The organism is Demequina capsici (genome assembly GCF_032102965.1).
Taxonomy (GTDB): domain Bacteria; phylum Actinomycetota; class Actinomycetes; order Actinomycetales; family Demequinaceae; genus Demequina; species Demequina capsici.
Genome location: NZ_CP134880.1, coordinates 2,226,233 through 2,247,993, shown reverse-complemented (window position 1 = coordinate 2,247,993; position 21,761 = coordinate 2,226,233). Strand labels below are relative to the sequence as shown.

The 21,761-nt window shown below is 70.5% G+C and carries 20 protein-coding genes and 1 tRNA gene; 10 read left to right on the top strand and 11 right to left on the bottom strand.

The features are described from left to right. Window positions 1–31: 31 nt before the first annotated feature. Both RN607_RS10760 and RN607_RS10755 read left to right on the top strand, forming a co-directional pair. Window positions 32–1,066 (top strand): LacI family DNA-binding transcriptional regulator, encoded by a 1,035-nt coding sequence (locus tag RN607_RS10760; protein ID WP_313497050.1) that lies wholly within the window; start codon window positions 32–34, stop codon window positions 1,064–1,066. Between the two features lie 146 nt (window positions 1,067–1,212). Beyond that, the gene (locus RN607_RS10755; RefSeq protein WP_313542556.1) at window positions 1,213–1,632 is read left to right on the top strand and encodes a DoxX family protein; all 420 of its coding nucleotides are present in this window, start codon (window positions 1,213–1,215) and stop codon (window positions 1,630–1,632) included. Window positions 1,633–1,812: 180 nt separating this feature from the next. Here the strand turns inward: RN607_RS10755 and RN607_RS10750 are convergent. The 7 genes from RN607_RS10750 to rhaI form a co-directional block, all read right to left on the bottom strand. Beyond that, window positions 1,813–1,885 (bottom strand) — tRNA-Arg (locus tag RN607_RS10750). A 94-nt stretch (window positions 1,886–1,979) separates the two neighbouring features. After that, window positions 1,980–2,498, bottom strand: a complete 519-nt coding sequence (locus RN607_RS10745) for a nitroreductase/quinone reductase family protein (protein ID WP_313542554.1) — start codon at window positions 2,496–2,498, stop codon at window positions 1,980–1,982. Between the two features lie 49 nt (window positions 2,499–2,547). Beyond that, window positions 2,548–3,840 carry an alpha-hydroxy acid oxidase gene (locus RN607_RS10740; protein ID WP_313545429.1) on the bottom strand — a complete coding sequence of 431 codons (1,293 nt, stop codon included), beginning with the start codon at window positions 3,838–3,840 and terminating at the stop codon, window positions 2,548–2,550. A 2-nt stretch (window positions 3,841–3,842) separates the two neighbouring features. Then, a complete protein-coding gene (locus RN607_RS10735; protein WP_313542552.1) occupies window positions 3,843–5,273 on the bottom strand; it encodes a rhamnulokinase in 1,431 nt (476 codons plus the stop codon). Beyond that, window positions 5,270–7,309 (bottom strand): bifunctional aldolase/short-chain dehydrogenase, encoded by a 2,040-nt coding sequence (locus RN607_RS10730; protein ID WP_313542550.1) that lies wholly within the window; start codon window positions 7,307–7,309, stop codon window positions 5,270–5,272. The genes RN607_RS10735 and RN607_RS10730 overlap by 4 nt, the downstream gene beginning before the upstream one ends. Window positions 7,310–7,373: 64 nt before the next feature. Then, window positions 7,374–8,219 (bottom strand): alpha/beta hydrolase, encoded by an 846-nt coding sequence (locus RN607_RS10725; protein WP_313542548.1) that lies wholly within the window; start codon window positions 8,217–8,219, stop codon window positions 7,374–7,376. Window positions 8,220–8,224: 5 nt separating this feature from the next. Further along, the gene (gene rhaI, locus RN607_RS10720) at window positions 8,225–9,391 is read right to left on the bottom strand and encodes an L-rhamnose isomerase (protein WP_313542547.1); all 1,167 of its coding nucleotides are present in this window, start codon (window positions 9,389–9,391) and stop codon (window positions 8,225–8,227) included. A 188-nt stretch (window positions 9,392–9,579) separates the two neighbouring features. Between rhaI and RN607_RS10715 the strand changes: the two genes are divergently transcribed. The 4 genes from RN607_RS10715 (at window position 9,580) to lysA (ending at window position 14,146) form a co-directional block, all read left to right on the top strand. Continuing rightward, a complete protein-coding gene (locus RN607_RS10715; RefSeq protein WP_313542545.1) occupies window positions 9,580–10,590 on the top strand; it encodes a LacI family DNA-binding transcriptional regulator in 1,011 nt (336 codons plus the stop codon). A gap of 9 nt (window positions 10,591–10,599) precedes the next feature. Then, entirely contained in the window at window positions 10,600–10,998 is a 399-nt protein-coding gene (locus RN607_RS10710; RefSeq protein WP_313542543.1) for a hypothetical protein, read from the top strand. Window positions 10,999–11,128: 130 nt separating this feature from the next. Further along, the gene (argS, locus tag RN607_RS10705) at window positions 11,129–12,805 is read left to right on the top strand and encodes an arginine--tRNA ligase (RefSeq protein ID WP_313542541.1); all 1,677 of its coding nucleotides are present in this window, start codon (window positions 11,129–11,131) and stop codon (window positions 12,803–12,805) included. Window positions 12,806–12,808: 3 nt separating this feature from the next. Further along, entirely contained in the window at window positions 12,809–14,146 is a 1,338-nt protein-coding gene (lysA, locus tag RN607_RS10700; RefSeq protein ID WP_313542539.1) for a diaminopimelate decarboxylase, read from the top strand. A 197-nt stretch (window positions 14,147–14,343) separates the two neighbouring features. Here the strand turns inward: lysA and RN607_RS10695 are convergent, their stop codons facing one another. Further along, window positions 14,344–15,195, bottom strand: a complete 852-nt coding sequence (locus RN607_RS10695; RefSeq protein ID WP_313542537.1) for an SDR family oxidoreductase — start codon at window positions 15,193–15,195, stop codon at window positions 14,344–14,346. Between the two features lie 148 nt (window positions 15,196–15,343). Between RN607_RS10695 and RN607_RS10690 the strand changes: the two genes are divergently transcribed. After that, on the top strand, window positions 15,344–15,754 hold the full coding sequence (locus RN607_RS10690) for a winged helix-turn-helix transcriptional regulator (protein WP_313497031.1): 411 nt from the start codon (window positions 15,344–15,346) through the stop codon (window positions 15,752–15,754). Between the two features lie 78 nt (window positions 15,755–15,832). On the opposite strand, the gene RN607_RS10685 is transcribed toward RN607_RS10690, so the two are convergent. Both RN607_RS10685 and RN607_RS10680 read right to left on the bottom strand, forming a co-directional pair. Next, a complete protein-coding gene (locus tag RN607_RS10685) occupies window positions 15,833–16,381 on the bottom strand; it encodes an arsenate reductase/protein-tyrosine-phosphatase family protein (RefSeq protein ID WP_313497030.1) in 549 nt (182 codons plus the stop codon). After that, window positions 16,378–17,298, bottom strand: coding sequence for a DUF817 domain-containing protein (locus RN607_RS10680; RefSeq protein ID WP_313497028.1), 921 nt, complete (start codon window positions 17,296–17,298; stop codon window positions 16,378–16,380). Before RN607_RS10680 ends, RN607_RS10685 begins: the two co-directional genes overlap by 4 nt. A gap of 60 nt (window positions 17,299–17,358) precedes the next feature. Here RN607_RS10680 and RN607_RS10675 point away from each other — a divergent pair, with 60 nt between their 5' ends. The 3 genes from RN607_RS10675 to thrB are packed head-to-tail and all read left to right on the top strand — an operon-like array spanning window position 17,359 to window position 20,647. Further along, window positions 17,359–18,654 (top strand): homoserine dehydrogenase, encoded by a 1,296-nt coding sequence (locus tag RN607_RS10675; RefSeq protein ID WP_313497027.1) that lies wholly within the window; start codon window positions 17,359–17,361, stop codon window positions 18,652–18,654. Further along, entirely contained in the window at window positions 18,654–19,712 is a 1,059-nt protein-coding gene (gene thrC, locus RN607_RS10670) for a threonine synthase (protein WP_313542535.1), read from the top strand. The genes RN607_RS10675 and thrC overlap by 1 nt, the downstream gene beginning before the upstream one ends. A 2-nt stretch (window positions 19,713–19,714) precedes the next feature. Next, window positions 19,715–20,647, top strand: coding sequence for a homoserine kinase (gene thrB / locus RN607_RS10665; RefSeq protein WP_313497025.1), 933 nt, complete (start codon window positions 19,715–19,717; stop codon window positions 20,645–20,647). 153 nt (window positions 20,648–20,800) lie between these two features. Here the strand turns inward: thrB and RN607_RS10660 are convergent, their stop codons facing one another. Next, window positions 20,801–21,742 (bottom strand): PDDEXK-like endonuclease domain-containing protein, encoded by a 942-nt coding sequence (locus RN607_RS10660; protein ID WP_313497023.1) that lies wholly within the window; start codon window positions 21,740–21,742, stop codon window positions 20,801–20,803. Window positions 21,743–21,761: the final 19 nt, after the last annotated feature.

The window sequence follows — 21,761 nt, the reverse complement described above, 5'->3', positions numbered from 1 at the left end:
GTACGCGGTTCCCGCTCGTAGGATGGCGCACGTGACTGGCGCCGAGGACGGACCGCGGAGGGCATCGATCGCTGATGTGGCGGCGCATGCCGGCGTCTCGCAGGGCACCGTGTCGAACGTGATGAACCATCCGGAGCGCGTGGCGGCGCGGACGCGGGAGCGCGTGGAGCGTGCCATCGCCGAGCTGGATTTCACGCCGCATGGTCCTGCGCGCTCGCTCGCCGCAGGCTCGATCCCGGCGCTCGGCCTGATCCTGTCGGACCTGTCGAACTCGCTGTTCGTGGACATCTCCCGCGGGGTGGAACGGGTGGCGGCGGAGCATCGCACCTTCGTCCTCATGGCGAACACCGACACGGACCTGGAGCGGGAGCGACGCTACCTCGACGCGTTCGCATCCACCCAGACGCTCGGGACGCTGCTCACGATCAACGACGCGAGCCACTACCGGGCGCTCGTGGAGGGGTATCGGGCGGGCCGGCCGCTGGTCTTCCTCAACTATCGCGGGCAGGGGGACACCCACTGCTGCGTCCATACGGACAACCGCGAGGGTGGTCGGATCGCCGCGCGGCACCTCGTGGAGACCGGGCGCCGCCGTCTGGCGCTCGTAGGAGCGCCGATGTGGCTGCAGCCGGTGTCCGAGCGCGTGGAGGGGTTCCAGGAGGAGGCGCGCGCGCTGGGTGCGACGATCGTCGCGCATGAGGAGGCGGGCGAGCTGAACCGGGCGTACGGCTGGAGCGCGGGTCGTGCGCTGTTGAGCAGGGTGGAGCGCGGCGAGATCGACGGCGTCTTCGCGGTGGCCGACCTGCTCGCTGCTGGCATCGCTCAGGCGCTGTCCGGCGCGGGCGTGCGGATCCCGGAGGATGTGGCGATCGTCGGGTACGACGACAACCGTGCGGCCTGGGACAGCCCGCTGCCGCTGACGACGATCCGACAGCCAGGGGAGGGGATGGGTGCCGCAGGTGCGGACCTGGTCTTCGAGGAGCTGCATGACCCCAACCATGAGCACAGGGTGGTGCCGCTGGGCCCGAGCCTGGTGGTGCGCAGGAGCACGGTCGCGGGGGTCTGACCGGTGGTGGGGCCGGTCGGGATGACCAGTCTTCGGGGCCCGCGTCGAGGGCGGAATATCGCTCGATCGTAAGTGGTTGACAGTTCAACTAATCGGCCGTAGAGTCTGGCCCGTTACTTGAACGCTCAACAACTTGAAGGAACCTCATGGACATCGTCTTCCTGATCGCCCGCCTCCTCTTCGCGGTCATCTTCCTGCTCTCGGCTGTCGGTCACCTCACCCAGGCGGACGCGATGGCGCAGTACTCCGCCTACAAGGGCGCCCCGGGCGGCAAGGCCGGCGTGATCCTCTCCGGCCTCACCATGGGCGTCGGCGCGCTGATGGTCCTGTTCGGCATCTTCGGCGACATCGGCTCGCTGCTCATCGCGGCCACCCTCATCCCGGTCAGCTTCTTCATGCACGCGCACTGGAAGGAGAGCGACGCTCAGGCGAAGCAGACCGAGCAGATCTCCTTCAACAAGAACCTCGGCCTCATCGGCGGCGCGCTCGCGCTGTTCCTGCTCTTCGCCGTGCAGGGCGCGGACATGGGGCTCTCCGTGACCGGTTCGCTCATCCAGCTCGGCTGAGCCGAGCGCCGCGCGAAGGCGGGGTGCCTCCCTCGGGTAGGGAGGCACCCCGCCTTTCGTCGTCCCCGCACGGGCGCGCATGCTCGTTGTGCGACAGCGTGATGCCGACCCCGGATACGCCAAGGACCCCGCCTCTCAGCGGGGTCCTCAGTGGCGCGAGCCATCGCATCATCTGCGAAGCGCCCCCGACAGGAATCGAACCTGCGACCTTCGGTACCGGAAACCGGCGCTCTATCCGCTGAGCTACGGGGGCACGCCGCACGAGAGTGCGGCTGAAAGAGGATATCAGGCGGGACGCCCACCGGGACGCCGCGGTCCCACCCGAACCTCGAGGGGGCTGCCCGCGCTCAGGCCCTGCGCAGGCGGATCACCGGGATCACCCGTGACGTCCGTCGCTCGTAATCCGCGAATCCGGCGCTGCGCTCGGTGAAGACCCTCCACGCGGCGTCGCGCTCGGCACCCAGCAGCTCCTCGGCCACGACGTCGACCTCGCCTTCGCCCGGCACCTCGATGACGATCTTCGGGTGCGCCTTGAGGTTGTGGTACCAGGCAGGATGATCGGGTGCGCCGGCCTTCGACGCCGCGATCAGCCACCCGCCGCCGTCCGCAGGGAACGTCATCACCGGCGACACCCGCTCAGCGCCACTGCGCGCGCCGATGTGGTGCAGCAGCACCAGATGCCTGCCGAATTGGGCCACGTGGCCTTCGTTCGCCCTGAACTGCTCGATGATCGCATCGTTGAAACCCGACGGTGATCCGGCCACGACATCCCCTTCCAGCAAGCCCGCCGCGTGCGGGACATGTGCTTCGGGAACAGGCCGGTCGCTGCCACCATTCCCGGCGCGGGCGAGCCCAGCGGCGGGCACAGCACGATGCCGACGGGCAGGGTCGTCGGATCCCGCCCGTCGGCATGCGTCAGGCGGTGGTGCGCCGCCTGTTCGCCACCAGGCCCGCGGCGCCACCGGAAGAGGAGAGGTCGGCGGCGACAGGGGCGAGGCGGCGCAGCTGGGTGACGTGCTCGGGGTTCAGTTCCCCGACGGAGGAGACGCCCAGCAGCTTCATGGTGCGGATGATCTCGGTCCGCAGGATCTCGATGGCCCGGTCCACGCCCTCGCGTCCGCCGGCCATGAGGCCGTAGAGGTAGGCGCGGCCCACGAGCGTGAAGTCGGCGCCCGCGGCGATCGCGGCCACCACGTCCGCGCCCGACATGATGCCCGTGTCCAGCACGATCTCCGTCTTCCCCTTGAGCTCTGCGGCCACCGACGGGAGCAGGTGGAACGGGATCGGGGCGCGGTCCAGCTGGCGACCGCCGTGGTTGGACAGGACGATGCCGTCGACGCCGTGGTCGACCACGCGCTTCGCGTCGTCGAGCGTCTGGATGCCCTTGACCACGACCTTGCCCTTCCATTGGTCGCGGATCCACGCGAGGTCGTCGAACGTCATCGTCGGGTCGAAGAGCGAGTCGAGCAGCTCGCCGATGGTGCCGTCCCATTCGCTCAGCGAGGCGAATGTGAGCGGCTCTGTGGTCAGGAAGTTCCACCACCACTCGGGCCGGGGGATCGCGTTGAGCACGGTCGCGGGCGTGAGCTGGGGCGGGATGGAGAAGCCGTTGTAGCTGTCCCGCAGGCGGGCGCCCGCCGCGGGGACGTCCACGGTGATGAGCAGCGTGTCGAAGCCCGCCGCCTCCGCGCGCTCCACGAGCCCCATCGACGCGTCGCGGTTCTTCTGCATGTACAGCTGGAACCAGTTGCGGCCGTCAGGGTTCGCCTCCGCCACGCCCTCGGGGGAGGTGGTGCCGAGCGTGGAGAGCGAGAACGGGATGCCCGCCGCGCCCGCCGCGGACGCACCCGCGCGCTCGCCCTCCGCATGCATCATGCGGGTGAAGCCCGTCGGCGCGATGCCGAAGGGCAGCGCCGAGCGTCCGCCGAGGATCTCGACCGACGTATCGAGCTGCGACACATCGCGCAGGATCGCCGGGTGGAACTCGATGTCCTCGAACGCCTGCCGCGCGCGCGCGAGCGACAGCTCCAGCTCAGCCGCGCCGTCGGTGTAGTCGAAGGCGCCCTTGGGGGTGCGACGCTTCGCGATGCCGCGCAGGTCGGAGATCTTGTGGGCCTTGCTGAGCCTGCGCTTGCGGGAGTTCGGCTCGAAGCGTCGGAACCTCATCAGCGGTGCGAGGTCCGCCGGCCGGGGCACGCGGCGGGTCATCTTCATTGCATCTGTCCCTTCGGGGTGTAGGTACGGGGCGCGAAGGCGCGCGCGACGAGGTCTCGCATGGACTCGAGCGTGCCACCGACGGCGCCCAGGGCGCGCGCCTGGACGAGCACGTTGCCGATCGCCGTGGCCTCCACGGGGCCAGCAACCACGGGCAGGCCCGACAGGTCCGCGGTGCGCTGGCAGAGCAGCTCGCCCTGGGAGCCGCCGCCGACCATGTGGATGCGGCGCACGTCCTGGCCGCTCAGGGTGGAGGCGGTGCGGACGGCCTCGGCGAAAGCCGTCGCGAGGCTCTCGACGATCGACCGCGCGATCTCGGGGCGCGTCTGAGGCGCGCGCCTCCCGTGCTCGGCGCAGTACTCGGCGATGCGCGGCGACATGTCACCGGGCGGGGAGAATCGGGGATCGTTCGCGTCGAAGACCGGGATCTCGCGTGTGACGTCGGCGGCCTCCTTGAGAAGCGCCACGAGGTCGACGGGAGCACCGTCCTCGCGGCTCCAGGCCGCGACCGTCTCGTTGAGCAGCCACAGGCCCATCACGTTGTGCAGGAATCGGGTGCGGCCGTCGACGCCGCCCTCGTTGGTGAAGTTCGCCTCGCGTGCGGCGGTCGTCAGGACCGGCGACTCCGTCTCGACGCCCACCAGGCCCCAGGTGCCGCATGAGATGTACGCGCCACCCGGCTCGACCATCGGGGTGGCGACCACGGCCGACGCGGTGTCGTGGGAGCCGACGGCGACGACAGGCGTCGTCCCCGCGAGGCCGGCGCCGGACGCGACGTGCGGGAGGATCGTGCCGATCGTCTGCCCGGGCTGGACCAGCCGCGGGAACAGCCCGCGAGGCAGGCGGAGGCGGTCCATGAGCTCGCCGTCCCATTCCTTGGTGGTGACGTCCAGCAGCCCCGTGGTGGAGGCGTTGGTCGACTCCGCGACGGTGGCACCCGTGAGGTACCAGGCGATCAGGTCGGGCACCAGCAGCACGCGGTCGGCGACGTCGAGCATCCCGACCTCGCGCTCGACCGCCAGCTGGTAGAGCGTGTTGAACGGCAGGAACTGGAGCCCGTTGCGCGCGTACAGCAGGCTGAAGGGCTCGTCCGCATGGACCAGCTCCACCCCGTGGGCGGTCCTGTCATCGCGGTAGTGGAACGGCTCGCCGAGGACGCGGTCGCCGCGCAGCAGCGCATAGTCCACCGCCCAGGAGTCGATGCCGATGGAGGCGATGGTCTCGGTCGCCGCGGCGGCCCTGAGGCCCTCGACGACGTGCGCGTAGAGCTGCTGGACGTTCCAATGGAGCCCGTCCGGGGTGGCGAGCGGACCGTTCGGGAAACGGCCCGCCTGGCTCAGCTCCAGCGTGTCGGGTCCCACGCGGCCGACCATGACGCGACCGGAGGTCGCACCCAGGTCGACGGCGGCGACCGAGACCGCGGTCATCGGAGGAACGCCGCAGCCACGCCTGCGTCCACGGGGACGTGCAGGCCGGTGGTGTGCGTCATGTCGGGGCCGGTGATCATCGCGGCCGCATTGGCGACGTGCTCGGGGAGCACCTCGCGCTTCAGGATCGTGCGCTGCGCGTAGAACTTGCCCAACTCGTCCTCCTCGATTCCGTAGGTCTTGGCGCGGTTGGCTCCCCAGCCGCCGGCGAAGATGCCGGAGCCGCGGACCACGCCGTCGGGGTTGATGCCGTTCACCTTGATGCCGAACTCTCCGAGCTCGACGGCGAGCAGCCTCACCTGGTGCGCCTGGTCCGCCTTGGTGGCGGAGTAGGCGATGTTGTTCGGGCCCGCGAACACGGAGTTCTTGGACGCGATGTAGACGATGTCGCCGCCCATGTCCTGCGCGATCATCACGCGGGCTGCGGCCTGGGAGACCAGGAACGAGCCCTTCGCCATGACGTCGTGCTGGAGGTCCCAATCCTTCTCGGTGGTCTCGAGCAGCGGCTTCGACAGGGAAAGGCCGGCGTTATTGACGATGAGGTCCACGCCGCCGAAGGCGAGCACGGCCTCGTCGATCGCCGCCTGGACAGCGGCGGGGTCGGCGACGTTCGCCGCGACGCCGACGGCCACGTCGGGCCCGCCGAGCTCGGCAGCCGCCTCCTGCGCCTTGGCGAGGTCCAGGTCGGCGATGACGACGCAGGCGCCCTCGGCGGCAAGGCGCGTGGCGATGGCCTTGCCGATGCCGGACGCGGCGCCGGTCACGAAGGCGACGCGGGTGGCGTGGCTCTTCGGCTTGGGCATCCGCTGGAGCTTGGCCTCCTCGAGCGCCCAGTACTCGATCGCGAACTTCTCCGCGTCCGAGATGGGTGTGTAGGTGGACAACGACTCGGCGCCGCGCATCACGTTGATCGCGTTGATGTAGAACTCGCCCGCCACGCGCGCGGTCTGCTTGTTGCGACCGAACGAGAACATGCCGACGCCGGGGACGAGGACGATCGCCGGGTCCGCGCCACGGATGGCGGGGGAGTCGTCGGTGGCGTACGCGTCGTAGTAGGCCTGGTAGTCCTTGCGGTACTGCTCGTGGAGCTCCTTCAGGCGAGCGATGCTGTCCTCGATCGAGGCGTGGGCCGGGAGGTCCAGCACCATCGGCTTCACCTTGGTGCGCAGGAAGTGGTCGGGGCAGGATGTGCCCAGTGCGGCGAGACGCGGGTGCTCGGCCGATGCGAGGAAGCCCAGGACGACGTCGGCGTCGGTGAAGTGCCCCACCTGAGGGGCGTCCATCGACGCGAGGCCGCGGATGACGGGGGCGAGTGCGGCTGCCTTCGCCCTGCGCTCATCGGCAGGGAGGGCCCCGTAGCCCTCGAGCGCAGGGCCGAAGGGCTCGGGCCTGCCGTGCTCGGCGATGTACGCGGCGGCGGTGTCGATGATCTGGAGCGAGCGCGCCTCGCACTCGTCGGAGGTGTCGCCCCACGCGGAGATGCCGTGGCCACCCAGGATGCAGCCGATCGCCTGCGGGTTGGCCTCCTTGATCGCGGAGATGTCCAGGCCCAGCTGGAAGCCGGGACGACGCCACGGCACCCACACGACGGTGTCGCCGAAGATCCTCTCGGTCAGCTCGGGGCCGTCGATGGCTGTCGCGATGGCGATGCCGGCGTCGGGGTGCAGGTGGTCGATGTGCGCGGCGTCGACGAGGCCGTGCATCGCGGTGTCGATGGACGGTGCCGCCCCTCCGCGGCCGTGGAGGCAGAAGTCGAAAGCGGCGACCATCTCGTCCTCGCGCTCGACTCCAGGGTAGGTGTCGATGAGGCCGCGCAGGCGGTCCAGACGGAGGACCGCGAGGCCGTTGGTGCCGAGCGTGCCGAGGTCGCCGCCCGAGCCCTTCACCCACACGAGCTCCACGTCCTCGCCCGTCACCGGGTCCGTGGCAGTGCCCTTGGCGGAGGTGTTCCCGCCGGCGTAGTTGGTGTTCTTCGGGTCGGAGCCGAGGCGGTTGGATCGTGCGATCAGCTTGTCGGCGACGGTGGGGACTGTCATGTCGAGGCCTTTCTGGGGTCTTGGGGTGAGGTGGGTGCTCGGGTGAGCAGGGGTCGTGCTGCGATCAGCGGGAGGCCGACCAGGTCAGGAAGCGCGCGAGCGCGCGCTCGAATGCGGGGTTGTCGGGCTCGTTGAGGAAGCCGTGCTCAGCTCCCGGCTCGTACGAGCACTCCACGGCGACGGAGGCCGCGGCGAGCTGGGCTGCATAGCGCTCGCCGGACGAGCGGAGGTCGTCCTTCTCGGAGTTCACGATGAGGGTGCGCGGGAGGCCGGTGGGGTCTCCCTCACCGGGGAAGGCACGCGGGTCGGTCAGCAGCGAGGCGTCGCCGCCGACGTAGTTGAGGTTGAACAGGGTCACGATCTCGGGAGGGAAACGGTGCTCAGGCGGCACGTCGCGCACCGCCTCCCGCAGCTCGTCGGACGGGTCGGGAAGCTGCGCGTGGACGATGGGGTAGGCGAGCAGCAGCCCCGCCGGGCCCGCCTGCGCTCGATCGCGCAGCGCGACGGCCACGCCCGCCGCGAGATTCGCGCCCGCGCTGGCCCCTCCGAGAAGCACCTGGTCCGCGTCGCATCCGAGGTCCTCCGCGTGCGCGACCATCCAGTCGAACGCCGCGATGAGGTCGTCGTGCGCGGCAGGGAACGGATGACCGTGCTCGCCGATCGTGAGCGACTCGAAGTCCGTCATGGGTGCCAGGCGGTAGTCCACGGACAGGACGGCCCACCCACGCTCCGCAAGCCAGGCGGCGACCGCGTCGGCCTCCGGCATGTCGAGGTCTCCGAACATGAACGCGCCGCCGTGCGCCCACACGAGCGCGCGATCGCAGGTGGCCGACGTCCGGTACAGACGCGCCTTGAACGGCGCGTCCGTACCGGCTGCCTCAACGTCGAGGCGGGTGAGTCGCGAGGGCATCGTGGTCAGGCGCCCCAGCCGGCCTGGACTCCGCCCACGCGCTCCTCGGCGATCTTCGCGAGGTAGCCGGAGGCGAGGAAGGCGGCCATCGGGTCGGCCGGCAGCCCGCGGGACTCACGCCACTGCGCGAGATCGGCGCGGACGTCCGTGTAGAAGGCGTCCATCATGATGCCGTTCGCCTTGAGCACGTCGCCCTCGATCTGCGCGGCGGTGAGCGCCTCGCGGTCGATGAGCAGTGCACGGGCGGTCATCTCCTGGACGTTGAGCACGGAACGGATCTGCCCCGGGATCTTGTCCTCGATGTTGTGGCACTGGTCGAGCATGAACGCGGTGTCGCCGTCCTTGCCGTAGCCGCCGCCCACGATGACCTCGTTGATGATGCGGAACAGCTGGAACGGGTCGGCGGCACCGACGATCAGGTCGTCGTCCGCGTAGTTGCGCGAGTTGAAGTCGAACGAGCCGAGCTTGCCCAGGCGCAGCAGCTGCATGACGATGAACTCGATGTTGGTGCTGGGGGCGTGGTGGCCGGTGTCAAGGCAGACCGTGGCGCGCTCGCCGAGGGCTGCGACCTGGGCGTAGCTGGTGCCCCAGTCCGGAACGTCCATGTGGTAGAACGCGGGCTCGAAGATCTTGTACTCGAGCACCAGGCGCTGGTTCTCGCCGATCCGGGCGTAGATCTCCTGGAGCGACTCGGCCATGCGGTCCTGCCGGCCGCGCATGTCGTCCTGACCCGCGTAGTTGGTGCCGTCGGCCAGCCAGATCTTCAGGTCGCGCGACCCGGTCTGGTCCATGATGTCGATGCACTCGAGGTGGTGGTCGATCGCCTTGCGTCGGATGCGGTCGTCGCGGTGGGCGAGCGAGCCGAGCTTGTAGTCGTCGTCCTGGAACGTGTTCGAGTTGATGGTGCCGAGCTTCACGCCGAGGTCCTCGGCGTGCTGCTTCAGCACGGAGTAGTCGTCGACCTTGTCCCACGGGATGTGGAGGGCGACTGACGGCGACAGGGCCGTGTACTTGTTGACCTGAGCGGCGTCCGCGATCTTCTCGAACGGGTCGCGGGGGGTTCCGGGGGTGCCGAACACCTTGAAGCGGGTGCCGGAGTTGCCGAAGGCCCATGAGGGCAGCTCGATGGCCTGCTCCTCGAGGCGGGAGGCGATGTCGGGCGCGAAGGCCATCTTGTCTCTCCTTCGAGATCGTGGCGCTCGCGGGCGAGGTGCCGTCGGCGCCGACTGTGAGTTGAATCGTTTCAAACATTAGGCGACACTGATCCCGGCAGTCAAGTCGACCGTCCCGGGAAGGCGCCGCCCGCTGCGCTAGCCTGCAGGTCAAGGCGACGGCACGACGAGCGAGCGAGGAGGCGACCGTGGGCGTCAGCATCAAGGAGGTCGCGGCGCGCGCCGGTGTGTCCGTCGGCACCGTGTCGAACGTCCTCAACAGGCCGGACATGGTCAAGGCCGAGACCGTGGAGAAGGTCCACGCTGCCATCGACGAGCTGGGCTACGTCCCCAACTCCGCGGCGCAGCAGCTCCGGGAGGGGCAGAGCCGCAGCATCGGGTTCGTGGCGCTCGACGTGCGCAACCCGTTCTTCACGGACGTCGCCAGCGGTGCCGAACGGGCGGCCGCCCAGGCAGGTCTCAGCGTCCTGCTCGCCAACTCCGCCGAGAGCGTCGAGCGGGAGACGTGGAACATCGAGCTGTTCGAGCGCCAGCGTGTGCGCGGCGTGCTCGTGTCGCCCCTGGCAGAGGGTCTGGAAAGGCTGCGGGATGTGCGTCGTCGGGGCATCCCGGTGGTCCTCGTGGACCGGGGCACCGAGGACACGACCTTCCCGTCGGTGGCAGTCGACGACGTCGCCGGTGGCGAGCTTGCCGCGGGCCACCTGCTCGACGGCGGCCGACGCCGGCTGGTGTTCGTGGGCGGCCCCACCAGCATCCGCCAGGTTTCGGACCGCTACCGCGGTGCCGCCGCGGCGGTCGCGGGCGTGGACGACGCGACGATCACGTCGATCGAGACCGACGGCCTGTCGCTCCAGGAGGGCATGCGGGTGGGCGCGGAGCTGTGCGAGAGCGTGGCCTCGGGGAGGGTCGATGCGATCCTCGCCGCGAACGACCTGCTCGCGATCGGCGTCGAGCAGGGCCTGCTCGGTGGCGACCATCCCGTCACGATCCCCGGCGACGTCGCGCTCGTCGGGTACGACGACATCTCCTTCGCGGCCGCGGCCGTCGTGCCCATCACCTCCGTGCGTCAGCCGCGCGAGCTGCTCGGCGAGACCGCGGTCGCCCTCCTGGAGGAGGTCCGTCGGCCCGGTGCCGCGCCGCGCCAGGTGGTGTTCGAGCCCGAGCTCGTCGTCCGCGCGTCGAGCGGCCCTCCGGCCTAGCCTGGAGGCATGGCTACCGAGCGGCGCGCGGCTCCCACGAGCCGCGGCGAGGCGCGACGGCACGGCGGGGCGACGGCACGGGCCGCGGTGCTTCTGCTGGCCGTCTGCGCGACGTTGGCGGCGTGCAAACCGGTCGGCATCGGAGATCCCGAGGCTGTCGGAACCGTCGCAGCCGTATCCGTCTCAGGCGACGTCACCTCGCTGTCCTTCGTGCCCGACGCCGGCTACGAGTACTTCTCCGGCACCATCTTCCAGGTGCCGTCGACCGTGGACGTGTGGGACAGGGGGTGGAACGGCATGGCCGCCTCCGACATCCCCGCCGGCGCGAGGATCGAGGTGTGGACCGACCAGTGCGCTGAGTCCTTCCCCGTGCGATGCGGGGTGACTGGCGTGAGGGTCACCGGCTGACGTGCTCGGCGCGCCCGTGCGGTCGCGCTCGTGCAGTCGCGTCCGCACGGTTGCGCTCGTGCAGTCGCGCCCGCGCAGTTGCGGTGGGGCCGCGTCGGCACCGTCGTGTGCGCGCCGATAGACTCGGCAGGTGACTCCCGAGCAGCTCAGCGAGACCATCCGCGCCGCCCTCCTGGCCGGAATCGACGACAGCGACTTCCAGCTGTCCCCGTTCGACATCCCCGAGGACGTGCGCGTGGAGCGACCCCGCCAGCGCGAGCACGGCGACTGGTCCACGAACATCGCGATGCAGCTCGCCAAGAAAGCCGGCACCAGCCCTCGCGAGTTCGCGACGACCCTCGCCGAGCGGCTTGCCGAGATCGACGGCATCGACGCTGCGGAGGTCGCCGGTCCTGGCTTCCTCAACATCCGTCTGGCCGCTGGTGCCGCCGGCGAGCTGGCCCGCACCATCGTGGAGGCGAACGGAGCGTACGGCCGCGGCGAGACGCTCAAGGGCGTCACCGTGAACCTCGAGTTCGTGTCCGCCAACCCGACCGGCCCGGTTCACCTGGGCGGCGCCCGCTGGGCCGCGGTGGGCGACTCGCTCGCGCGCCTGCTCGAGTTCCACGAGGCGCGCGTCATCCGCGAGTACTACTTCAACGACCACGGCTCGCAGATCGACAACTTCGCGAGGTCCCTGGTCGCCGCCATCAAGGGCGAGGAGACCCCGGAGAACGGCTACGGCGGTGAGTACATCCTCGAGACCGCGAACCGTGTCCTGATCGAGGCGATGGAGGTCGGAGAGCGTGACCCGCTCGAGCTCCCCGCCGATGAGCTGCAGGAGTTCTTCCGCAAGCGTGGCGTGCACCTCATGTTCGACGAGGTCAAGGCGTCGCTGCACGACTTCGGGGTCGACTTCGACGTGTACTTCCACGAGGACTCGCTGCACGAGTCGGGCAAGGTCGACAGGGCCGTGGCCGAGCTCAAGGGGTCGGGAGCCCTGTACGAGGCCGACGGTGCGTGGTGGCTCAAGTCGACAGACCACGGTGACGACAAGGATCGGGTCGTCATCAAGTCCGACGGCGAGGCCGCCTACATCGCGGGCGACATCGCGTACATCCGCGACAAGCACGAACGTGGCGCGGACCTCTGCATCTACCTGCTCGGAGCGGATCACCACGGCTACATCGCGCGCCTCAAGGCCGCCGCCGCGGCGCTCGGCTACGACCCCGACTCCGTCGAGGTCATCATCGGGCAGCTGGTGAACCTCGTGAAGGACGGCCAGCCGGTGCGGATGTCCAAGCGCGCCGGCACCGTCGTGACGATGCACGATCTGGTCGACGCCGTCGGCGTGGATGCCGCCCGCTACGCTCTGGCGCGTTCCAGCGCCGACTCCACGATCGACATCGACCTCGATCTGCTCGCTTCGGCCTCCAACGCCAACCCCGTCTTCTATGTGCAGTACGCGCACGCCCGCACCGCGGGAGTCGCACGCAATGCGGCGGAGTACGGCATCTCGCTCGACAAGGGCTTCGACGCCGCGCTGCTCACGCACGAGTCCGAGGCGGCGCTGCTGGGCGCGCTCGGCGAGTTCCCGCGCGTCGTCGCCCATGCGGTCGAGTACCGCGAGCAGCACCGTGTGGCGCGCTACCTCGAGGACCTCGCGACCGCGTTCAACAAGTGGTATGACCGCACGCGAGTCACCCCGCAGGGCGACGAGCCGATCACCGAGCTGCACCACACGCGGCTGTGGCTCAACGACGCCACGGGCATGGTGCTGCGCACCGGGCTCCACTTGCTGGGCGTCAGCGCACCCGAGAGGATGTAAGGCGTGAGCGCAGTCTGGTCCCGGACGGTCGAGCGCAGTGACGACGGGGCGCTGCGCGTCGGCGGCTGCGACGTGCGCGACCTCGCGGGACAGTACGGCACCCCGCTCTACATCGTCGACGAGGTCGACATGCGGGCGAGGGCGGCGGCGTTCCGGGATCATTTCACGGCGGCGTTCGGGCGTCATGGCGCCAGGTGCGACGTCTTCTACGCCAGCAAGTCCTTCCTCAGCTCCCGTGTCGCACGCTGGATGCTCGACGAGGACCTCAATATGGACGTCGCGTCCGGCGGAGAGCTGGAGATCGCGCTGCGCGGAGGCATGCCTCCCGCGCGCATCGCGCTCCACGGCAACAACAAGTCGGACGCGGAGATCGAGCGAGCGCTGAAGGTCGGCGTCGGACGGCTGGTGGTGGACTCGCTCGACGAGATCGCGATCATCGACGCCATCGCGTTCGAGCTGGGCGTGACCGCGCCTGTCATGGTGCGCGTCACCACCGGGGTGCATGCGGGCGGGCACGAGTACATCGCGACCGCGCATGAGGACCAGAAGTTCGGGCTGTCCCTCGCGTCGGGCGCCGCGATCGAGGCGCTGCGTCGCGTGCATGCGTCGGACAGCCTGGAGCTCCAGGGGATCCACACCCACATCGGCTCGCAGATCCTGTCGATCGGTGCGTTCCGCGAGTCCGCGACGCGCATGCTGCGGCTGCGCGCCGAGTTCGCGGCCGAGTCCGGTGTCGAGGTGCCCGAGGTGGACCTGGGAGGCGGTTACGCCATCTCCTATGTCCCGGGTACCCAGGCTCTCGAGCCGAGGACCGCGGCCTTCGAGATCGCGGATGCGGTCGCCGACGCGCTGGCCGAGGCAGGAGGCACCTGGCCTCGCTTCTCGATCGAGCCCGGCCGCGCGATCTCGGGACCCGCGGGGATGACGCTGTACAGGGTCGGCGTGGTGAAGACCGTGGACCTCGAGGAGGGTGGGCACCGCACGTACGTGGCGGTCGACGGTGGCATGAGCGACAACATGCGTCCCATCACGTACGGCGCCGATTACACCGCGACGCTCGCGGCGCGCCTGTCGGAGGAGCCGCCCAGGCTCAGCCGCGTGGTCGGCAAGCACTGTGAGAGCGGCGACATCGTGGTCCGCAACGTGGAGTTGCCTGGCGATGTCAACCGGGGCGACCTGCTGGCCGTCGCCGCCACAGGAGCGTACGGCCGCACGATGTCCAACAACTACAACGCGCTGCTGCGCCCTGCGGTCGTGTCCGTCAAGGATGGCGATTCCACCGTGCACATCCGCCGCGACACGATGGAGGACCTGCTCAGCTGGGACGTGGCCCCGGCCTGACCCTGCGCTGACGCACATCGACCCCCGCGCCCGTCACGTCGATCACGACGGACAGGCACGGGGGTCGTTCCACGTGCGGGGTTGCGGTCGCCTCGCGGCGAGCGCGTGCTGGCTCAGGCGGCCGAGCGCCCTGGCAGTGCGTCAGCGCAGCATCTGCCGTGATTCTCGACACCCATGTACCGCCAGGGCGCAGGAGGCTAGAGCGCGGCCTTGACCGCGTCCGCGAGCGGGGTCGGCTGGCGGCCGATCAGGTCCGCGAGGTCGGTCGACTCGGTGTGCAGGTCGCCGACGGCGATCGAGCCGTCGATGGACGCCCAGAACGAGGCGACGCCTTCGGGCATGCCTGCTCCGACCATGCCCGCAGTGAGCTCGTCGACCGTCACGTTCGTGTAGCCGATCTCCTTGCCGGAGACCGCGGACACCGTGGCGGCGAGGTCGGCCAGCGTGAAGGCGGTGCCGCCGAGCTCGTAGGTGGGCTTCACCGCGTCGGCGACTGCGGCGGCCGCGGCGGCCTCCGCGTAGTCCTGGCGCGTGGCAGCGGAGATCAGGCCGTCGCCGGCGGCGCCGATGATCGCGCCCTGCTCCAGGTAGGAACCGATCTGACCGGTGTAGTTCTCGATGTACCAGGAGTTGCGCAGCGCGGTGGTCTCGACGGGCGACGCCGCGAGGACCTCTTCCGTGGCGATGTGCTCAGGTGCCAGGCCGTTCGTGGTGTCGTCGGCCTTGAGCAGCGACGTGTAGACGATGCGCTGCACGCCCGCTGCCTCGGCCGCGGAGATCACGGCCTGGTGCTGCGGGAGCCGCTTGCCGGGCTCGGAGGCGGACACGAGCACCAGGCGGTCGACGCCGTCAAGGGCGGCCGTCAGGGTCTCGGGCTGATCGTAGTCGGCGGTGCGCGTGCGGACGCCGAGCGCGGCGAGGTCCTCGACCTTGGCAGTGTCGCGAGCGAGCGCGATCACGTCGAAGGGCGAGATGTGGAGGTCCAGAAGCGACTGGACGATCTTGCGGCCGAGCTGGCCCGAGGCTCCGGTGACGGCGTAGGTGGTCATGGTGTCCCTTTCGTGACTTCGGGTGGCCCGCGAAGGCGATCCGGGCGCGTGCCCGGCCGTGGCGGTCGGCGGCGTGGAGCCGCCGTCGAAGCATACTAACTAATCGAAAGTGCTATCTATTCCACAGCGAAGGCGTACCCTTGACGGCATGACAGCTGACGCCCCGATCACGAACGTCGGGGCCGACGACCGCCTCGACGGACCGTTCGAGCCCAACGTGTTCGCCCGAGACTGCGGCTCCCGTGCCGCGTTCGAGGCGATCACGGGCCGCTGGACCTCGCTGGTGCTGATCGCATTGGTCGAAGGACCTCACCGGTTCGGCGAGCTGCGCCGACGCGTCGACGGCGTCAGCGAGAAGATGCTCTCCCAGTCGCTTCATGCACTCGAACGCGAGGGTCTGCTCACCCGCACCGATCACGGCACGCTGCCGCCCCGCGTCGACTATGCGCTCACCCCGCTGGGCGTCGAGGTGGCCGGACGGCTCCGCGCGCTCGCGGACGTGCTCCAGGACACGGTCCCCCTGTTCGAGGCGGCCCGCGCCGAGTACGACGGCCAGTAGGCGGCCCGCGCCGAGCGCGACGGCCAGGAGCGACGACTCCCTGTGGAGCGGACCACCCTGATCCGTGGGCGCCAGGTCTCAGACCCCCGCCCACGCACCCAACGCATCGATCGCCTCGACGATCTCGTCCATCACGCGATCGAACACCTCCTGCGGGTGCGACCAAGGATCGTCCAGGCCCGTCAGCGGCGCCGGGTCCCGCAGGCGCTCGTCATGCAGTGCTGCGGCGGCCGCGGCAAGGCGGCCCGCCGCCGTCCCGCCCGCCGGCGCGGGCGCCCGTTGCGCCAGCGCGACCGCCTCCTTGAGCACGAACACGTGCGGGGGCAACGCGCCCTCCGACTGCTCGATCCACCGCACATGCTGGCGCGTGGCCACCAGCACCAGGTCCGACTGCGCCAGCAGCGCCGAATCCAGCTGGGTCGGCCGATGCCGGGGCATCTCGAGCCCCGCACGCTCGCGGGCCGCACGGCGGATCTCCCGTGTCGCGTCCATGCCGAGCTCGGCCCAGGTGCCCGCGGACCGGACCTCGGCCGCGTCGGCCCACTCGCGGCCGGCGAGGTAGTGCATCGCAGGGGAGCGGCAGATGTTGCCGGAGCAGACCATGAGGACGCGGGCTGGACGGGTCATGGCTCCAGGCTAAGGTCTGGCGCTCGATCCGCCCGACGGGCGAGCCGCGCCTCACGGCGCCGCTCCGACCGTGCCTGCCGCCGCACCACGACCACGCTCGGCTCGTCGTCGGCGTGGCCGTCGAGCAGGCCCTCGAGCCTCTTGAGCGCGGCGACGATCACGAAGCTCAGCGACACCAGCAGCGCCCACGAGCCCACCTTGCCCACATGGACCATCGTCCACGCGAGCAGCTGGTCCGGGTACCTCCACGCGCCCAGCAGGGTCGCCGCGTTCTCCGCCAGCCACAGCGACGCGCCGATCGCGACGAACGCGAGCACCAGCGGCATCCGGTAGCGATGCTCGCGCACCGAGAAGTGCACGAGCGTGCCCCGCAGCTCGATCAGGAACCCGAGCGCGATCAGCCATCGCAGGTCCGGGATCCAGTGGTGCGTGAAGAAGTTCGCGTACGCGGCGAGCGCCAGGACCGTCATGGGCCACAGTCGGAAGCCTGTCACGCGCAGGTCGAAGCGCCGCCACGCCTGCACCATGTACGACCCGACCGCGGCATACATGAAGCCCGCGTACAGCGGCACCCCTGCCACCTTGGACCACGCGTCGTCGGGGTAGACCCACGAGCCGACCTGCACCTTGAACAGCTCCAATGCCAGCCCTACCAGGTGGAACACCAGGATCACGCCGACCTCGCGCGTCGTCTCCCAGCCCGTCGCCCACAGGACCGCGGTGAGGACCACCGCGAACAGCAGCAGCGCGTCGTAGCGCGGGATAGGCAGCTCCACCACCGACGTGATCGCCAGCGCCGCGAAGATCGCGATCGCGAAGATCAGCGACTGCAGCTCGAGCCGCATGAACCCCACGCCGAAGCGCCAGAGCCGACGCCAGCGCCACCTGTCCGGGTCCAGCACGTCGCGCTCGGTCACGCGCTCCATCCTGCACGACGCGCGACCGGCGCGCCGCGACCGCTCGGCTAGGCTGGGGCCGTGTCTGGAGCGCTGAAGGACCCCGTGAAGATCGCCGTACTCGGATGCGGAACCGTCGGCACCCAGGTGGTGCGCCTTCTCACCGAGCAGGCCGACGACCTGGCGTGGAGGGTGGGTGCGCCTGTCGTGCTCGCCGGCGTCTACGTGCGGGACACCGCGGTCCCCCGCGACGTCGTCGTCCCGGTCCCGTCGCTCACCTCCGACGCCGAGGCGCTGATCGCCGACGCTGACGTGGTGGTCGAGGTCATGGGCGGCATCGAGCCGGCGCGCACCATGATCCTTCAGGCCATCGCCGCAGGCGCCTCCGTCGTCACCGCCAACAAGGCGCTGCTCGCCGCCCATGGCCCCGAGCTGTACGAGGCGGCGGACGCCGCAGGCGTGGACCTCTACTTCGAGGCCGCGGTCGCCGGCGCCATCCCCATCGTGCGCCCCGTGCGGGAGTCCCTTGCGGGCGACCACGTCACCCGCGTCCTCGGCATCGTCAACGGGACCACCAACTACGTGCTCGACGAGATGACCACCAAGGGCCTCGCCTACGGCGACGTCGTGTCCGAGGCGCAGCGCTTGGGCTACGCCGAGGCGGACCCGACGGCGGACGTCGAAGGCTACGACGCCGCAGCCAAGGCCGCCATCCTCGCCTCGCTCGCATTCCACCAGCGCGTATCGCTCGACGTGGTGCACCGCGAAGGCATCTCCACGGTCACCGCGGACGATGTGGCGGCCGCCGCGGACTCGGGCCACGTCATCAAGCTGCTCGCCATCGCCGAGAGGGTCGACGGCGGCGTCGCCGTCCGAGTGCACCCCGCGCTCGTGCCGCTCACGCACCCGCTCGCCGGGGTACACGGCGCGTTCAACGCCGTCTTCGTCGAGGCCGAGGCCGCAGGCTCGCTCATGTTCTACGGCCAGGGCGCGGGCGGGGCGCCCACCGCGTCGGCCGTGCTCGGAGACGTCGTGTCCGTCGCGCGGCACATCGCGCAGGGTGGTCGGGGCCCCCTCGAGTCGAACTACGCGGACCTTCCTGTCCTCCCGATCGATCAGGTCAGCTCACGCTTCCAGCTGCGCATGTTCGTCGTCGACGAGCCCGGGATGCTCGCCGAGATCGCAGGCACGCTCGGCCGCCGCGGCATTTCCATCGAGACCGTGAGGCAGAAGCCTGCCGCGCACGACGCGCACGCCGAGGTGGTCATCGCCACGCATCGTGCGCTCGAATCCGACATGGCATCGGTGCTCGAGGACTTCAAGGCCCTCGACGCGGTGCTCGACATCAGCTCCGTGCTGCGAATCGAGGGGGAGTGATGGCCCACGTCTGGAACGGCATCATCCGCGAGTACCTGGACAGGATGCCCTTCGACGAGAGCGACACCATCGTCACGCTCGGCGAGGGCGGCACGCCGCTCGTGCCCGCGCCGTCCATCTCCAAGGAGGTGGGCGCGAGCGTCTTCGTGAAGGTCGAGGGGATGAACCCCACGGGCTCATTCAAGGACCGTGGCATGACCTCCGCCATCACCCAGGTCGTCAAGGACGGCGACCACACCGTCGTCTGCGCCTCCACGGGCAACACCTCGGCATCGGCCGCGGCCTACGCCGCCCATGCGGGCCTTCGCTGCGTCGTCATGATCCCGCAGGGCAAGATCGCCGCCGGCAAGATGGCGCAGGCGATCGTCCACGGCGCCGAGCTCGTCCAGGTGGACGGCAACTTCGACGAGTGCCTCGACATCGTCCGCGAGCTGTCGCAGAACTACCCCATCGCGCTCGTGAACTCCGTCAACCCCTACCGCCTGCAGGGGCAGAAGACCGCGGCGTTCGAGATCGTCGACCAGCTCGGCGACGCCCCCGACATCCACATGCTGCCCGTCGGCAACGCCGGCAACATCTCCGCGTACTGGATGGGCTTCAAGGAGGCGCTCCAGCACGGCGACGCCACCCGCCTTCCGAAGATCTGGGGAGTCCAGGCCGCCGGCGCCGCGCCCTTCGTCGCGGGCCACCCCATCAAGGATCCCGAGACGGTCGCCACCGCGATCCGCATCGGCAAGCCCGCGTCGTGGGACCTCGCGGTCGCCGCACGTGACGAGTCCGGGGGCTGGATTCGCGCCGTGTCCGACTCCCAGATCCTCAACGCCCAGGCGCGCCTGGCCGCCGACGTCGGCGTGTTCGTGGAGCCCGCCTCCGCCGCACCGATCGCCGGGCTGCTCGCGGCGGCCGCGCTGGGTGAGGTGCCCGCCGGTGCCACGATCACCTGCAGCGTCACCGGCAACGGGCTCAAGGACACCGCGACCGCGCTCGCGGGACGCGAGATCGAGCCGACCGTCATCCCTGTCGACACGGAGGCCGCCGCGAAGGTGCTGGGGCTCTAGCCATGCGCATCTCCGCCGACCACGTGCGGGTCTCCGTACCCGCCACCTCCGGCAACCTGGGTCCCGGCTTCGACGCGCTCGGGATGGCGTTGGGGCTGCGCGACGAGCTCGAGGTGCGCGCCGTCGCGTCCCGCACCGTCGAGCTCGAGATCGAGGGCGAAGGGGCCGACACCCTGCCTCGCGACGAGTCGCACCTGGTGGTGCAGGCCATCCGCGCAGCGCTCGACCACGTGGGCGCCTCCCAGACCGGGCTGGCGATCCGCGCCACCAACCGCATCCCGCATGGTCGGGGTCTCGGCTCCTCGGCAGCCGCCGTCGTCGCAGGCATCACCGCGGCGCGCGCGATGATCGCCGAGCCTGAGGCTCTCGGCCGTGCTGAGGCGCTTCGCCTCGCCACTGCGTTCGAGGGTCATCCGGACAATGCCGCGCCCGCGATCTACGGCGGTGCGACGGTCGCCTGGACTGAGGACGGCGCGCCGCGAGCGGCCGCTCTCGAGGTCGGCGACCAGATCGAGACGTCTGTGCTCGTGCCCGCCGCCACGCTTCCCACGAAGGAGGCACGTGCCGTGCTGCCTTCGCAGGTGCCGCACACGCACGCAGCCTTCAACGCGGGCCGGTCGGCGCTCCTGGTGCACGCTCTGGCGGGGCGCCCGGAGCTTCTCTTCGACGCCACCGAGGACCGCCTGCACCAGGGATACCGCGCGAACGTGCTGGGCCCGGCGACCGTGCTCCTCCGGCATCTTCGCGACCGCGGCCTGGCAGCGGTCATCTCCGGCGCCGGACCCTCCGTCCTCGTGATCGGAGAGGGACTCGACGCGGCGGGGCTCGGCGCGGGCCTGCCTGCCGCGCTCCAGGGCATCGGCGACTCAGGGTGGAGGGCTTTCCACACCGTCGGCCGAGTGGCCGGGGCCTCCGGGGAGCCTGTCGGCGTCTGATCTCGGGGGAGCCGTCGAGCCGCGGGCGCGCTCGCGGGGATCTCCGGCGCGCTCGCGGGGGCAGCGGGCGCGCTCCCGCCGAGCGTAGGCGCTGTCGCGCCGTGTTCCGTGAGCCAGATCGACAATCGTGACGCTTCGTGACCGCCACAGGTGTCAGTCATCGACATCCGTGACGCGGCGGCCGCTCCACGACATGCTGCCGCGTGACTGGAGTACGGCCCTCACGATCCGCCTGCATCGTTCCGGGTCAGCCACGACGTCTCGAAACGACAGGCGGACCGTCAGGATCCCGACCCCGGCGAGGTCGGCATCACGCCGGATGTCGCGCTGCCGTCGATCCTCAGCCGAGTGGTACCGCGCGCCGTCGAGCTCGATCGCGGTCCGTGTGAACGGGTCGTACACGTCGAGACGGTACCGCCTGCTCGCCGTGCGGACAGCATGCTGGCGCACGAGGCCCGCGAACTCCGGGCCGGTGAAGACCTCTCGCAGGGCGATCCGCTCGAGTGGGCTGTGTGCGCCGACGCGGAAGTCGGCCAGAAGAGCCGCGAGGCCGCGTCGATCGCGGACGCGAGCAGTCGCGTCGAGCATCGCGGCGAGCGCCGCGGGCGTGGTCGTCCCGCTTGCGAGCGCCGCGAGCAGATCGCCCTCCGCATCCGCGTTGGCCGGGTCGGTCCACGCATCGAGCGCGGCGCGTGTGCCGCCAGCGAACGGTGTGCACATCCACATGCCCGCGACCGCGACGGTGTCGGTGCGGAACATGCTCAGCCACGGCGCGGCCGGCATGCGCGTGCCAGGCGCGGCCGCCACCCTTAGAGTCGCCGGCGGGCGATCGAGGGCTCCGAGGGCGAACAGGGCGGCGGTGCCGGTGAGGATCCCGCGGGTCGCTGCGCACGCCGCGTGGCTCCTCACGAGCACAGATTCGGCGTGCACCGTGCTTGCGTATCGGCCGGGCAGCACCGCGCAGAGCATGCTGCGATCGATCAGGGTGCGGACACGCCGGGCGCTCAGCAGACGGGCGAGCTCGCCACGGGTGAAGCTGCGGGTGCCTGCGAGGAGCGCGTCGGGGAGGTCATGTGCGGTGAGCCGGGTGTCCATGCGGCGAGCCAACCGCTCC